Below are 13059 nucleotides of genomic sequence, written 5' to 3' on the forward strand. Positions count from 1 at the left end.
CATGAAGGAATTTAGGAGGTAAAATTGTGCGTCAATGGTATCATATCTTTCCAAAGAATACAGGGTTAAGCTTATATATTTGGGTTATTTTTTGTGTATTGCCGTTTTACTTCATTTTTCGTTCTACTTCGATTTGGGAGATCAGTGTAGGCGTGTCAGTAACGTTACTTTTCTTTGCGGTTTACTGGTTTACCTTCAATTCCCGTGAAGCGCTTATGTATATCGGGCTAACGATGGAATTTATTATTAATATTGTAATGACGATTTTATATGGATACGTTTATTTTGCTTTATTTACTGCATTTTTTGTTGGTAATATTCGCCGTAAATCTGGATTTATTGCGATGTATGTGATCCACATGGTGGTGATCGTAGGAGCCGTCACAGCGGGTTTTTTCTTTAATTATTCCCTGTTTTTGAATCAATTGCCGTTCTTGATTGTGACTGTGTTAGCGGTTATTTTGATACCTATCAATCGTTATAACCGTCTGAAGCAGGAAGAATTAGAAGAACAATTAGAAGATGCCAACCGTAAAATTGCTGAGCTTGCTATTGTAGACGAAAGGCATCGGATAGCCCGTGATTTACATGATACATTAGGACAGAAGCTATCGATGATTGGTCTGAAAAGTGAACTCGCTGCGAAGTTATTGGAGAAAGATCCTGTAAGAGCGAAGAAAGAGCTGCAGGATGTGCAGAATACGGCCAGGCATGCATTAAAAGAAGTCCGGGAAATGGTATCGGATATGAAAAATATCCGTTTGACGGAAGAGCTTGCACATGCTGAACAGTTAATGGAAGTCGCACAAATTAAGCATAAAATTGTCGTGCAGATGGATCAGTCATCTTTACCATTATTAATGGAAAGTGTATTAAGTATGTGTTTGAAGGAAGCGATCACGAACGTCGTCAAGCATAGCCAGGCAAATTACTGTTCTGTGGCGTTTTCAGAAACAAAAGAAGAAGTCAGGCTGCAGATAGAAGATGATGGCGTAGGGAAGCATAGTGTTCCTGAATTTGGAAATGGTCTTCAGGGAATGCGGGAACGTCTTTCCTTTATTAATGGGACATTAGCGGTTTCTGCCCATGCTAAGGGTTTTAAAGTAGATATGACAGTGCCAAAGGTTCTAAGGCAGATGGAGGAGGTTTAAAATTTGATTCGGATCGTAATTGCAGAGGATCAGCAGTTATTGTTAGGAGCATTAGGTGCGCTCTTGGATTTAGAGGAAGATATGACAGTAGTAGGTAAAGCAGGTAACGGAGAAGAGCTGTTGGCATTAGTCAAACAAGAGCAGCCGGATATTTGCTTAATGGATATAGAGATGCCAGTCATGACAGGGCTGGATGCTGCAGAATATTTAAGAAATAATGCTTGTAAAGTTATTATTCTGACTACGTTTGCAAGACCTGGCTATTTCGAACGTGCCAGAAAAGCGGAAGTCGATGGTTACTTGTTAAAGGATAGTCCCAGCGAGGATTTAGTCCACTCCATTCGTCAGATTATGAAAGGGAAGCGGATGTATTCTCCAGAGTTAATTGACCTTGTCTTTGCGGAAGAAAATCCTCTGACCAAACGGGAAATAGAGATATTGCAATTATTAACAAAAGGGGAAACAACCAAGGCGATTGCGAAAGCATTGTACTTATCGAATGGCACTGTTCGAAATTATATTTCGGTTATCCTGGATAAATTAGATGTGAGTAACCGTATCGAGGCTGTAGCGAAAGTGAATGAAAAAGGCTGGTTAAAATAACAGCCTTTAATTGCTTGATGTTGCTTAATTTTTTTCTTGCGAATGATGGGAACGTGTGTTAGTATTAGTTTACTTAAAAGGAACGGAGGGTTTTAAAATGGCGTTAATTCCGAATAGCTTTTGTTAACTGAATAACAGATTACTTGTGTAGCAAAAACGGGATTTGTCTGCCTTTTTTAAAATAATAATTGAGATGGGAGAGAAAATCAGCTCTCTTTTTTTATTGGGCAAAAATGTAAAAAAATGATAATGCTGCAATCTTATTGCTTTTAAACGGAAAGGAGCTTCGTCAATGACGGAACAGAATACAACGAAATATGAATACCTGGCAGAGGACCCGAATTTTAAGGTTATGCCAATTATGCTATCACTAATCATTGGTGCTTTTTTTGCTATTTTAAATGAAACGCTGTTAAATATTGCTTTAACTACATTAATGGGAGAATTCAATGTTACCCTTCCAACCGTTCAATGGATGGCAACAGGTTTTATGTTAGTCATGGGGGTCATTATTCCTGCCTCAGCTGTGCTTCTGCAATGGTTTACTACCAGACAGCTGTTTTTAGGAACGATGATTATATTTACAATTGGAACAATCGTCTGCGCCATGGCGCCAACTTTCCCTATTTTATTAATCGGAAGGTTTATTCAGGCAGCTGGAACCGGGTTATTAATGCCAGTTATTTTTAATGTATTTTTACTTATCTTTCCACCCCATAGGCGCGGAAAGATTATGGGAATTGTCGGGCTTGTTATTATGTTTGCGCCGGCGATAGGACCGACACTTTCAGGTATTATTGTAGAATATTTAGGCTGGCGCTTTTTATTTATCTGCGTGATTCCATTCGCTCTTTTTTCTATCGCATTTGCGTATAAATATTTACTAAATGTATCGGAAATTACAAAGCCGAAAGTGGATATCTTATCGCTTATTTATTCAACGATTGGTTTTGGTTCGCTTGTTTACGGGTTTAGTTCAGCAGGAGAAGAGCAAGCAGGATTCCTGAGCCCTGATGTGTACAGCTTTATTATAGTTGGGGTTGCTGCTCTTATTTTGTTCTCTGTAAGACAATTGAAGCTGGATGATCCTGTTTTAGATCTGAGAGTTTTTAAGTATCCAATGTATACACACGGGGTGCTTATGTTTCTTATTATTATGATGACGATGTTTTCATCTGAAATCATTCTGCCTGTTTTTATGCAGGGGCCGTTGGCGTTATCTGCTGCAACTGCAGGTCTGCTTCTTTTACCTGGAAGTATTTTAAATGGAGCGATGTCACCGGTGATGGGACATCTTTTCGATAAGTTTGGCCCTAGAGTACTGATGATTCCTGCTTCCATTGTGCTTAGCGGAACGATGTTTATGATGAGCCGGCTTCATGCAGATACACAACCGTGGGTGATCATTGTCGGCTATATCTTGTTAATGCTTGCCGCTTCAGCGATTATTATGCCAGCAGAAACCAATGGGTTAAATCAGCTTCCGAAACGGTTGTATCCTCATGGAACGTCAATTATGACAACATTGCAGCCGGTTGCCGGTGCTATGGGGGTGTCTGTATTCATTAGTATTTTGAATGCAAGGCAGCAGCATTATTTAAATCAATCAGCTACACCTGCAGACCCAGGGACAATAAATGAAGCAATGATTGCCGGCGTCGAGCTTGTGTACTTTATTGCCTTTGCGATTTCTGTCATTGCGGTTATCTTAGGATTTTTGGTCTATCGTGCTACGCCAAAGGATCAGGAAGAAGAAGTTCAAAAGGTACCGGAAGACAGTTAATATCCCAATATAACAGGCTTATTCCAGTATTCCGTACTTGTGATAAGCCTGTTTTTGTTTGTTATTTGCCCAATGAACCAAAAAATACCAAGTTACTCTATTCGGGAGTAGTTTGGTATTTTTGACTTACCAAGCTTTCTTTAAAAAACACCTTCCGCCACTTGAAGAAATTCCTTTACTGCCGGAGAAGCATTAGCAATGGAATGACAGGCTAGTGCTACTTCTCGGCTATTTTGAATGTTCAGCCTGCTGATTTTTATGTGCTGCTGTGTCTTTAAAAATAACTCTGGTCCAATAGTAACTCCAAGGCCTTCCTGTACCATGTTTGCAATGGTTGTACAATCATGCACTTCAAATCGGACGGATGGCACCATTTGCGCTTCTGCAAATAATTCTTCTACATGGAATTGATACATCCCTGTCGGCATAATGAAAGCTTCTTCTGCTAAATCCTCCATATTCACTGTTTCTCTGGAGTGAAATGGATGCTCCGGATGATAAGCTACTACCATATTGTCTTTTATAAGCGGAACCAGATCAAAGTCTGGATTGGCATTTCCTTTCACCACAAATCCAATATCGATAATTCCGAATTCCAGCCATTCCATGATTTCTTCATAGGTTCCTTCGTAAAATTTAAATTCGATTTTAGGATGTTTCTTCTGGAACCTTGCAAGTAATTTCGGCAACAGACAGGAAGAAGCACTGGCAAAGGTTCCGATACGTATCATTCCAGTCTCTAAGTTGGTAGCTAATGCAATTTCCTGATGAATGCTATCCATTTGTTTCAGCACTTCTCTCATGTGTGGAAGAATTTTTTGTCCCACCTCTGTCAGCGCTATCCCTTTTTTGCGGTCACGAATCAACAGGGAAACATCTAATTCTGATTCTAAACTGGCTACAGCATGACTTACGGCAGATTGGGTCATATTTAATGCTTCAGCAGTTTTTGTAAAGCTTCCAAGCTCCACTACTTTTGCGATGATTTCAAATCGAACAATGCTCATGAGTTATTACTCATCTCCTTTATTAAAAACATCAATTTTACTTATGTTAACACGGGTCTTAAAATAAAATCAACGCTTAAAATTAGAAGGAGATATGTAAAAATGAAAAACAATATAAATCAATTCATCATTATTTTATTAGCTTTAGGAGCATTTGTTACAGGGACTTCAGAATTTGTTGTTTCTGGTATCTTAGAAATTATTTCTTTTGATTTGGATGTATCTATTTCCATGGCAGGTCAATTGATAACCATCTATTCTTTATCATATGCTATAGGGGCATTAGTGCTGGTGATGGTAACGTCCAGGCTCGATCGGAAAAAGGTCTTGCTCTATGCTATTTTTATCTTTATCTTAGGTAATCTCGTTGCCTTTTTTAGTTATCATTTCCTTTTGCTTATGTTATCCAGAGTCATTATGGCGATGAGCGGCGGTTTATATATTGTTGTTGCCACCAATTATGCAGCACAAATTGCCGCGCCGGAAAAAAGAGGCAGTGCCATGGCGACAGTTATCACGGGATTTACTGTCTCTTTGGTGCTTGGTGTGCCTATAGGGACATTCTTAGCAGGATATTTGGATTGGAACTATATTTTTCTGATTATCGCTCTTGGTACGGCTGTTTTATTTATATTGCTTTTAAAATTAGTGCCGGATATACAAGCAAATCCATCGCTGCCATTTAAACAGCAATTGGAGGTAATAAAAGATAGACGGCTTCTCAGCGGATTAACAACAACGATTTTCTGGATATTGGGTTACACCATGGTATTTGCCTATATATCGCCGTTACTAAGTAATTCTACAGGTTTTTCTATTGAAATGATCAGCATCGCCTTATTCGTTTTAGGTACTTTTGCTTTTATTGGATCACGTTTTGGAGGGTATGCTGTAGATAAATGGGGACCGGATCGTACCATCTCGCTCAGTCTGATTATTCATATCATTGCGTTACTGGTGCTGACCTTTACGCAGTTTTCAGCGACAGGCGTATTTATCACCCTGGCTGTCTGGGGAATAGCGACGTGGACCACAACACCGGCGAAGCAATTTTATTTGATTTCATTAAAACCGGAATCCTCGGAAACAGTGCTCAGTTTTAATACAGCATTAATGAATGTGGGCATGATGCTGGGATCTGCGTTGGGAGGAATTATTATAGAGTACACAAATGTCGTGAACTTAAGCTGGATTGGCGGATTATTTGTACTGCTTGCTTTTATTTCTATTCGATACTCTTTTTATTTAAATAGCAGAAAAAATGAAAACAAGTAAGCAGAAAGGTACAGATTAACACAGTACGAAGCAGTAGGTTTGCTTCTTCTCACTCTATTGAAAATAGTATATACTTATTCTCAGCTGAAAGGATTGTATCCTTTTCAGAAGGAATGTAACCTTAGATAGAAAATGAGGGGGAGTAAATTTGAAGAAGATAATTGGATTAACTTTTCTGTTTTCTCTGTTATTTATGATGGCAGCATGTGCAGATGACAGTGGACCAGAAGATGAAACAGAAGCACCTTCCGAGGAGGCTGCTGAGGAAACACAGCTAAGAGCAGGTTTGGCATCGGAACCTGTATCACTTGATCCGCATGCAGCAAATGATGGAAATTCTTTATATGTGATGAATACGCTATATGATACATTGGTAGAACAGAATACAGATTTGGAAATTCAGCCTGCACTGGCTGAAAGTCTGGAGCAGATCGAGGATACGGTCTGGGAGGCGAAGCTGCGTGAGGATGTTACTTTCCACGATGGATCGCCTTTTAATGCAGAAGTGGTGAAAGCAAATTTAGATCGTGTGCGTGATCCGGAAATAGGCTCTCCCCTTGGTTTTCTATTTGATATGATTGAAAATGTGGAAGTGATTGACGCGTATACGGTTCAAATTGAAACAGCATATCCGTTTTCGGCATTACCTGCTCATTTGGCACATCCTGGCGGCCATATGATCAGCCTGGAAGCAATTGAAGCAGATAATGAAGCTGTTGCAAATGGGGAAGAGCCTTTTACTACTGTGAATGAAAATCCGGTAGGCACAGGTTACTTTAAGTTTGAGGAACGTGCCGTCAGCGGTGAAATTACAGTAGTGAAGAACGAAGAGTATTGGGGGCAGCAGGCTGGAACAGACTCTATCGCTTTTCATTTTATACCCGAGGACTTAACTCGAATTGCTGAACTGCAAACAGGGGATTCTGATTTTATTTATCCTGTGAATGCCAATAATGTTGAAGAAGTCGATAATAATGAAGGCACAAATGTGATGCAGTCTGACAGTGCCAGCATGACCTATCTTGGCTTTAATGTGGAACGCGAGCCATTTAATGATGAAAGAGTGCGTCGGGCTATTGCGATGACAGTAGATAAGGATGAAATTATTAATGGTGTTCTGAATGGGGTTGCTTTACCGGCAAAAGGACCTCTTGCCCCGACTGTATTTGGATATGATGAAAATATAACTCCAATTGACAGAGATGTGGAGGAAGCAGAAGCTTTATTGGCGGATGCGGGCTATGCAGATGGCTTAGAAGTAACCTTAATGGCTTATGATACAAATACAGGTGATATTGCACAGGTAATACAATCCCAGCTGAACGAAATTGGGATTGATGTAAATATTCAAATGACAGAAACTGCTACTTATTTAGAGGATACTGCAAATGGCAGTGTTGACATGTTTTTAGGAAGCTGGGGAACCGTTACGCTGGATGCTGATTATGGATTATATCCAATGTTTCATTCTGACAATGCCGGCGCACCAGGGAACCGTTCCTTCTATGCAAATGAAGAGGTTGACGAGCTGCTGGAGCAGGCAAGACAAGAAGGGGATGAAGCGGAACGTTTATCCTTATATTCGGATGCACAGCAAATTATTGTAGATGAGGCACCAATTGTACCGATTTATCATTCTGTCCTTTTATCCGGTTTGCGTGATGAAGTGAATGGGTACTACCAATTTCCAAGCAGCTTCCCGTTTTTTAGAGATGTTACTATTGAAGCAGAATAGTATAAAAAAGAAGCAGTTCAGATATAGAGCTGCTTCTTTTTACTGACTTAAGCAATCTTTTTACATGCTTCTGCACATTGGAAGCATGCGTCAGCACACTTCTGACAATGCTCATGACTATGTTTTTTGCATTCATTTCCACATGCTTCACAAATGTTAGCACATACAGAAGCCAGTTCTGTGGCGAAAGGAGTATCTCTGCAAAGTGCTTGTGCAAAATAGGAACAGATTTCAGCACATTCCCGATCCAGGCGGATACATTCTGCCATCATCTGTATATCTTCTTCTTTGAGACATGCATCATAGCAATGATTGCATGTAACGATGCAATTCTGCAGTGCATCAATCAGCTGTTGATGTTGTTTATGTGACATTTCCAAAACACCTCCGTACCTTATTTTCACCGTACATTGTTTAACATTCCCATTTATTGCCGGGTTAAACGGATTTTCTTCTTCTTTTGAGGATAGAGATGTTTTCGGACTTATTTTCAATCATACCGGCTTTATGGCTAGTGTACCTATGTGACAGCTGTCCGATAATAGCGGAAAGATTCGCATCGATAACATCAATTTTTGTGTACGGCAAGAATCGTTAAAAATAAATAACCTACTCCAAACCAAACAGCAGCTAACTGTCATTTTAGTGCTTTCGCTGTGTAAGATAAGGTGCCTTTTTTCAAAAACAGAGCAATGCCAAGAATGATCGTTCCGACAGCAAAGTTATAAAGACTGCTTTCCGCAGCATATATTGCGCCTTCCACACTTAATGTGACACCTGCTAATAGTGCTGCCGCATAAAATAAAATCTTCAAGCATCATCCCTCCGTAATTAACTATTATATTTCGAGAAACATCGAAGTGAAGAGTGAAAAAAGAAGACATTTGAACTTATGCGAAACTGAATTTGTATAATTCGAGAAATAACGAAATTCAAAGGATAAAAAAAGACCTACAGATCTTTTTTATGAAAGGGGTTATTTCCTCAATCTTTTCTTCGCTTCGGCGATAATAAGTTCATTGCCCATGACGCTCAGACTCCAAAAGTCCGGCCTGCTGTATCATCTTTAAATAATAGCAAACATAGGAATTCCCGGCTTAATTCTTATCATTATTCTGGCATTAATCATTTTTGGGTCAAAAAAAACTACCGGAGATAGGAGAAGCATTAAGGGAATTTAAGAGCACAGCGAACGATATAATGGAAGATAAGACGGGGGAAACCAGAGCAAAAAGATAAAAATTAATCGTAAAAATAAGTGCCTGAAACATTTATATTCAGGCGCTTATTTTTGGTGGGAGGAAAGCGGGAACGAACGCAACCTGGTTCAGTTTGCTTTCACGCCCTCCAGCCGTTTACGGGCAGAATTGTGCTGTGCGGTGATAGGGATGTGCTTTTTCGCATTTCCCATTCCAAACAATGGCATATTTCGATAGACAGATTCGTAGCTTCCCGCCTTAATTTGATAGGTTTCATGATAGAAGCCAACCGCATTGTTATCCCCGACCTTTTTATTAAAATTCTGCCATGCAGTCAGATGCTTTTTCCCTTTGGCATAGGCAAGTAAATCTTCTGTCGAGCGCCAATATTGAACCATAATCGTGGTACGCAGCCCAAAATAACTCTCCATGGAAAGAAATCCTAATTCCTCCTGATTTTCATACAGCTCTTTAATCATACGCGGCATCGCAGTAAAGACAGGACCCCATTGTCGAACTGCCAGTCTTTTATTAATGCGCATTCCGATAATAAAAACAACAACGTCCTGGTCATTTACGGTGGTGTATCTGCCTTTGTATATCTTTTTACCCATGGATGATTCCTCCTCAAAAAATATTAGATTTCTTTTATCGTTGCATCACACCATGCAATCGCAGCTTCTGTCACTTTTTTTCCATAATCCAGGGTGAACAGCCAATATTTCGCATCGCTCTGATTATGGTTATGGCTGGCAATTCCTTCTTCAATTCCTTCTTCAATTCCTTCATACGTTTGATAGAGTTTCTCCAGCTTTTGCTTATAATCCTCTAACAGATGGAGGGTTTGTTCCGTTGTTTGATGCCTGCCGAAAAACAGCTTCAGCAATACTTCATTCCTTTCAACTGGTAACTGCTTTAATGGCTGCTCCAACCAATCCTTTAAAACTGCTTTCCCTTTTTCTGTTAAAAAATATTCCTTGCGATCAGGCTTACCTTCTCGGGAAGCGGCCTGTATGGTTGCTAACTCTTCCTGCTCCAGCTTTTTTAATGTCGGGTAAACCTGTCCATAGCTGATTTTCCAAAAATGATTGAGGCTATTATCAATAAATTGCTTTATCTCATAGCCTGAGCGGCATTCTGTCGTCAAAATACCGAGTATTGCATATGTGGTATCGTTGTATTTTTGCATATATCTCACCTTATATCTTTATGATATGTATCTTTTAGATATATAATACATGAATTTGTTTTGAAAGTAAAGGGTGATCTTAGTATGACAGAATCAGAGGTTCAAACACTATTAAAGGATTTGAAGTTTGATGACCTGATGAATCATTTACCCAATGGATTAGCTACAGAAGTAGGAGGAGGGGATCAGATTTATCTGTAGGACAGCGGCAAAAAATCTCCATTGCCAGGGCAATATTACGTAATGCTCCCATATTTCTTTTTGACGAAGCAACTTCCGAATTAGATTATCAGTCGTAAAAACAAATTCAGGAAGTATTATTACACTTTAAAAATGAACGGACGACATTGGTTATTGTCCATAAAGCGTCTACGATTAAACAAGCAGATTATATTATTTTTTTAAATAAAGGGGGGGATACGTGCAAAAGGTCCCCATAAGGAACTTATAAATAATGATGCCTATTATTGTGATTTATATAAAGAATATGTTGTGGGAGATGCAGGATGATGTTAAAAAATGATTGATAGGAAGCGAAATAAAAGTGAAAATATAATTACCATATTTTGCGTTAAATGTGGGAGTGGCAGCACATACAACTATAGGATGGAAGTTCTGAATACGCCGAACAGCCGGTAAGCATTAGTTGACAGGTAGTGCGTTGACTGTGAAGCAGCGTAAGGAGGGCATGAAGGCAAGGCACACCTCTGAACAGAGCTGATATCCCGTGCGGGCAAGAGAGACGGTGACTGTGCAAAAGACCAGGAAGTCCAAATAGCTGAAAGACTTGAAGTTTATCATGCTAAATTCCTCCCCTTTTTTTATGTTGATTCATGTATACTAGATATTGTGAACGTTTCCTTGTTAGCTTTATTTTTGGAGGAGAGGTGTTTATTAAATTGGAAGATACTAAAAAAAGAAATGTTTTTGATTATGCGGTTATATTATTAGCAATAATTGGTTTTTCATCCCTGCATTTTTACCCTGATTTTATGGAAGGATATTTTTCGCCAATACTATTATCCATTGTGGCTTTCGCTTTTTTGACAAGAGTAGTTGGTTTAGTGAAAAAGAAATCGTTTGGTCTGCATTTTATTGCGTTTTTTTTTATTAACCATTGTCGTAATATATTTACTTTATAATCTAGTTTAACTATGTTATAGAATAGAAAAGTCGCCTATCCAGGCCTTTTCTATTCTATAATAGTTTTTCGATTTCCCTGTCTTCTCCGCATAAAAAGAAAGGGTCTACTTTATTTTAATGATGATTTTTCCTTTTGCTCTCCCTGTCTCTGAATATTCCATTGCTTTTTGTGTGTCTTCAAAAGGAATAACCTGATCAATCAATGGTTTGATTTTCTCAGCTTCGATAAGTTCTTTGATCTTATTTAATTGTTCTCCGCTCGGTTTCATAAATAAAAAGTTATATTGGACCTGGTATTGTTTTTCAAGCTTTGTTAAGTTCCTGGAAATTAATCTAAAAGCAATTGTTTTCCAAAAAGGAAAATTATTTTCTTTTCCAAAACGGGCATTTGGAACATCAGAAATCGATACAATTTTTCCACCGGGTTTAAGAATTTTAAAAGAATTGCGTAAAGGGGCACCGCCCAAAGTGTCATATACATAATCATAAGCTGTTAATTTTTCCTCGAATCTTTCTTCCCGGTAGTTGATTACTTTATCAGCGCCCAGACTTTCTACTAAATCTTTTCCGGCATTACTTGCTGTTGTTGCGACATAGGCCCCCATTTCCTTTGCAAGCTGAATTGCAAAGGTTCCAATACCGCCAGATCCTGCATGAATCAAAATTTTGTCTTTGGGTTGAAGGTCTAATATGTCATGAAAGGCCTGATAGGTGGTTAGCCCGACTAAAGGTACAGCCGCTGCTTCTTCAAATGTTAAATTTGCCGGTTTTATTGCAATATCGTCCTCATGAACGGAAATATATTCAGCAAATGTTCCCATTCTTGATTTTCTCGGACGTCCATAGACAGGATCTCCAGTTTTAAATTCCGTTACATTTTTTCCAGTTTTAATAACTGTTCCAGAAAAATCATTTCCTAGAATCAATGGCATCTTATAATTAATAAGCGGTCTTAATTTCCCGTCTCTAATTTTGAAATCAACAGGGTTAATGCTGGCAGTGTGAATTTCTACCAGTACATCATTACTGGATATTTCAGGGATAGGTACATTTTCCAATTGTAAATTTTTTTGTCCATATTTATGAATAAGCATTGCTTTCATTTGTTTTTTCATTTTAAAGAACTCCTTTTTAGAAAGAATGTTTAAGAGTTTAAATATTTAAACCATTAAACTAATAATGAATAATAGACGGATTTTTAGAAAATGTCAACTGAAAAATATAAAAGAGAGCTTTAAAAGCATCCTTTTAATTACGCCGTTTAAACAAGTCAGCAGCATTGACTTGTTTAAAAATTAATGGTTTAATAATTTGAACGATTATACCAATTAGATGAATCGAGGATTTATATGAAGAAGAATAAGATGGAAAAATTAAAATATGAATTTGAAGAAGTAAAAGATTTTCTTATCGCTTTAGGAGATGAAAAACGGCAAATCATTATTATCGCTTTATTGAATGACCATGCCTGTAAAGGGCTGCGTGTAATTGATTTAACTGATTTGACTGAACTGTCGAGGCCGGCTGTATCACATCATTTAAAAATTCTGAAACAAATTGGAATTGTTGATATCCGCCGGGAAGGGACAAAGAATTATTATTATCTTTCCAATGCAGCATCGGAAATGAAAAAATTAAGGAATTTGCTGGATAATGTTATGTCAGTCATGGCAGAAAACAAAGAAGAATCATGCAAAGGATTTTAATTATTTAAATCGATTAACTAAAAAATAGAGAAGATAATCAGGCAATAGCTTATTGCTGTAAGATGTGGCTGAACTGGTTGAAGAAGTTGTAAAATGGAAAATAAGATTGTTAGTGTGAGCCCGAAAGACGGATGTGTATTAAAATATATCTTGGCTAGTAGTATGGAAATAATAGATAGTGTTTTTCTCCTTTTTGAATGGAAAGTCGCTATCTAATTTCACTCTACAAATACATCCATCATTCGGTCTCCATGCTGATTTTTCTATA

The 13059-nt window shown here is 38.3% G+C and carries 14 protein-coding genes and 1 pseudogene; 9 read left to right on the forward strand and 6 right to left on the reverse strand.

Annotated elements, in window-relative coordinates:
• Window positions 1–26 precede the first annotated feature (26 nt).
• From FLK20_RS10705 to FLK20_RS10715, 3 genes are all read left to right on the forward strand, one after another.
• Complete coding sequence (locus FLK20_RS10705; protein WP_152656561.1) at window positions 27–1151, forward strand: sensor histidine kinase; 1125 nt, start codon at window positions 27–29, stop codon at window positions 1149–1151.
• 3 nt (window positions 1152–1154) lie between these two features.
• Window positions 1155–1754: a response regulator transcription factor gene (locus tag FLK20_RS10710; RefSeq protein WP_152656562.1), complete on the forward strand. Its 600-nt coding sequence runs from the start codon at window positions 1155–1157 to the stop codon at window positions 1752–1754.
• A gap of 292 nt (window positions 1755–2046) precedes the next feature.
• A complete protein-coding gene (locus tag FLK20_RS10715) occupies window positions 2047–3537 on the forward strand; it encodes an MDR family MFS transporter (protein ID WP_152656563.1) in 1491 nt (496 codons plus the stop codon).
• Between the two features lie 140 nt (window positions 3538–3677).
• On the opposite strand, the gene FLK20_RS10720 is transcribed toward FLK20_RS10715, so the two are convergent.
• On the reverse strand, window positions 3678–4544 hold the full coding sequence (locus tag FLK20_RS10720) for a LysR family transcriptional regulator (protein WP_152656564.1): 867 nt from the start codon (window positions 4542–4544) through the stop codon (window positions 3678–3680).
• 102 nt (window positions 4545–4646) lie between these two features.
• Between FLK20_RS10720 and FLK20_RS10725 the strand changes: the two genes are divergently transcribed.
• Both FLK20_RS10725 and FLK20_RS10730 read left to right on the forward strand, forming a co-directional pair.
• Window positions 4647–5819, forward strand: a complete 1173-nt coding sequence (locus FLK20_RS10725; RefSeq protein ID WP_152656565.1) for an MFS transporter — start codon at window positions 4647–4649, stop codon at window positions 5817–5819.
• Window positions 5820–6012: 193 nt separating this feature from the next.
• The gene (locus FLK20_RS10730; RefSeq protein WP_194165611.1) at window positions 6013–7554 is read left to right on the forward strand and encodes a glutathione ABC transporter substrate-binding protein; all 1542 of its coding nucleotides are present in this window, start codon (window positions 6013–6015) and stop codon (window positions 7552–7554) included.
• A 47-nt stretch (window positions 7555–7601) separates the two neighbouring features.
• Here FLK20_RS10730 and FLK20_RS10735 read toward each other — a convergent pair whose 3' ends face one another.
• On the reverse strand, window positions 7602–7928 hold the full coding sequence (locus FLK20_RS10735) for a four-helix bundle copper-binding protein (RefSeq protein WP_152656567.1): 327 nt from the start codon (window positions 7926–7928) through the stop codon (window positions 7602–7604).
• A gap of 263 nt (window positions 7929–8191) precedes the next feature.
• Window positions 8192–8368 (reverse strand): hypothetical protein, encoded by a 177-nt coding sequence (locus FLK20_RS21625; protein WP_194165601.1) that lies wholly within the window; start codon window positions 8366–8368, stop codon window positions 8192–8194.
• A gap of 256 nt (window positions 8369–8624) precedes the next feature.
• Between FLK20_RS21625 and FLK20_RS10740 the strand changes: the two are divergent.
• A pseudogene (locus tag FLK20_RS10740) lies at window positions 8625–8793 on the forward strand (twin-arginine translocase TatA/TatE family subunit).
• 88 nt (window positions 8794–8881) lie between these two features.
• On the opposite strand, the gene FLK20_RS10745 reads toward FLK20_RS10740, so the two are convergent.
• Window positions 8882–9367, reverse strand: coding sequence for a DUF4188 domain-containing protein (locus FLK20_RS10745; protein ID WP_152656568.1), 486 nt, complete (start codon window positions 9365–9367; stop codon window positions 8882–8884).
• A gap of 23 nt (window positions 9368–9390) precedes the next feature.
• Entirely contained in the window at window positions 9391–9942 is a 552-nt protein-coding gene (locus FLK20_RS10750; protein WP_152656569.1) for a PadR family transcriptional regulator, read from the reverse strand.
• A gap of 221 nt (window positions 9943–10163) precedes the next feature.
• Between FLK20_RS10750 and FLK20_RS22270 the strand changes: the two genes are divergently transcribed.
• Both FLK20_RS22270 and FLK20_RS10760 read left to right on the forward strand, forming a co-directional pair.
• Window positions 10164–10241, forward strand: a complete 78-nt coding sequence (locus FLK20_RS22270) for a hypothetical protein (protein WP_227995016.1) — start codon at window positions 10164–10166, stop codon at window positions 10239–10241.
• 600 nt (window positions 10242–10841) lie between these two features.
• Window positions 10842–11084: a hypothetical protein gene (locus tag FLK20_RS10760; RefSeq protein ID WP_152656570.1), complete on the forward strand. Its 243-nt coding sequence runs from the start codon at window positions 10842–10844 to the stop codon at window positions 11082–11084.
• A 105-nt stretch (window positions 11085–11189) separates the two neighbouring features.
• Here FLK20_RS10760 and FLK20_RS10765 read toward each other — a convergent pair whose 3' ends face one another.
• Window positions 11190–12188, reverse strand: coding sequence for an NADP-dependent oxidoreductase (locus FLK20_RS10765; protein ID WP_152656790.1), 999 nt, complete (start codon window positions 12186–12188; stop codon window positions 11190–11192).
• A 246-nt stretch (window positions 12189–12434) separates the two neighbouring features.
• On the opposite strand from FLK20_RS10765, the gene FLK20_RS10770 reads away from it, so the two are divergent.
• The gene (locus FLK20_RS10770; protein ID WP_152656571.1) at window positions 12435–12791 is read left to right on the forward strand and encodes an ArsR/SmtB family transcription factor; all 357 of its coding nucleotides are present in this window, start codon (window positions 12435–12437) and stop codon (window positions 12789–12791) included.
• Window positions 12792–13059: the final 268 nt, after the last annotated feature.

It is taken from the genome of Oceanobacillus sp. CFH 90083 (assembly GCF_009389585.1).
Classification (GTDB): Bacteria; Bacillota; Bacilli; order Bacillales; family Amphibacillaceae; genus Oceanobacillus.

Bases quoted from the DNA above. Each gene is read 5' to 3' on its own strand.
- FLK20_RS10750 (WP_152656569.1), bottom strand. From the start codon at position 9,942: ATGCAAAAATACAACGATACCACATATGCAATACTCGGTATTTTGACG.
- FLK20_RS10735 (WP_152656567.1), bottom strand. From the start codon at position 7,928: ATGTCACATAAACAACATCAACAGCTGATTGATGCACTGCAGAATTGC.
- FLK20_RS10770 (WP_152656571.1), top strand. From the start codon at position 12,435: ATGAAGAAGAATAAGATGGAAAAATTAAAATATGAATTTGAAGAAGTA.
- FLK20_RS10715 (WP_152656563.1), top strand. From the start codon at position 2,047: ATGACGGAACAGAATACAACGAAATATGAATACCTGGCAGAGGACCCG.
- FLK20_RS10725 (WP_152656565.1), top strand. From the start codon at position 4,647: ATGAAAAACAATATAAATCAATTCATCATTATTTTATTAGCTTTAGGA.
- FLK20_RS10765 (WP_152656790.1), bottom strand. From the start codon at position 12,188: ATGAAAGCAATGCTTATTCATAAATATGGACAAAAAAATTTACAATTG.
- FLK20_RS10720 (WP_152656564.1), bottom strand. From the start codon at position 4,544: ATGAGCATTGTTCGATTTGAAATCATCGCAAAAGTAGTGGAGCTTGGA.
- FLK20_RS10745 (WP_152656568.1), bottom strand. From the start codon at position 9,367: ATGGGTAAAAAGATATACAAAGGCAGATACACCACCGTAAATGACCAG.
- FLK20_RS10730 (WP_194165611.1), top strand. From the start codon at position 6,013: ATGATGGCAGCATGTGCAGATGACAGTGGACCAGAAGATGAAACAGAA.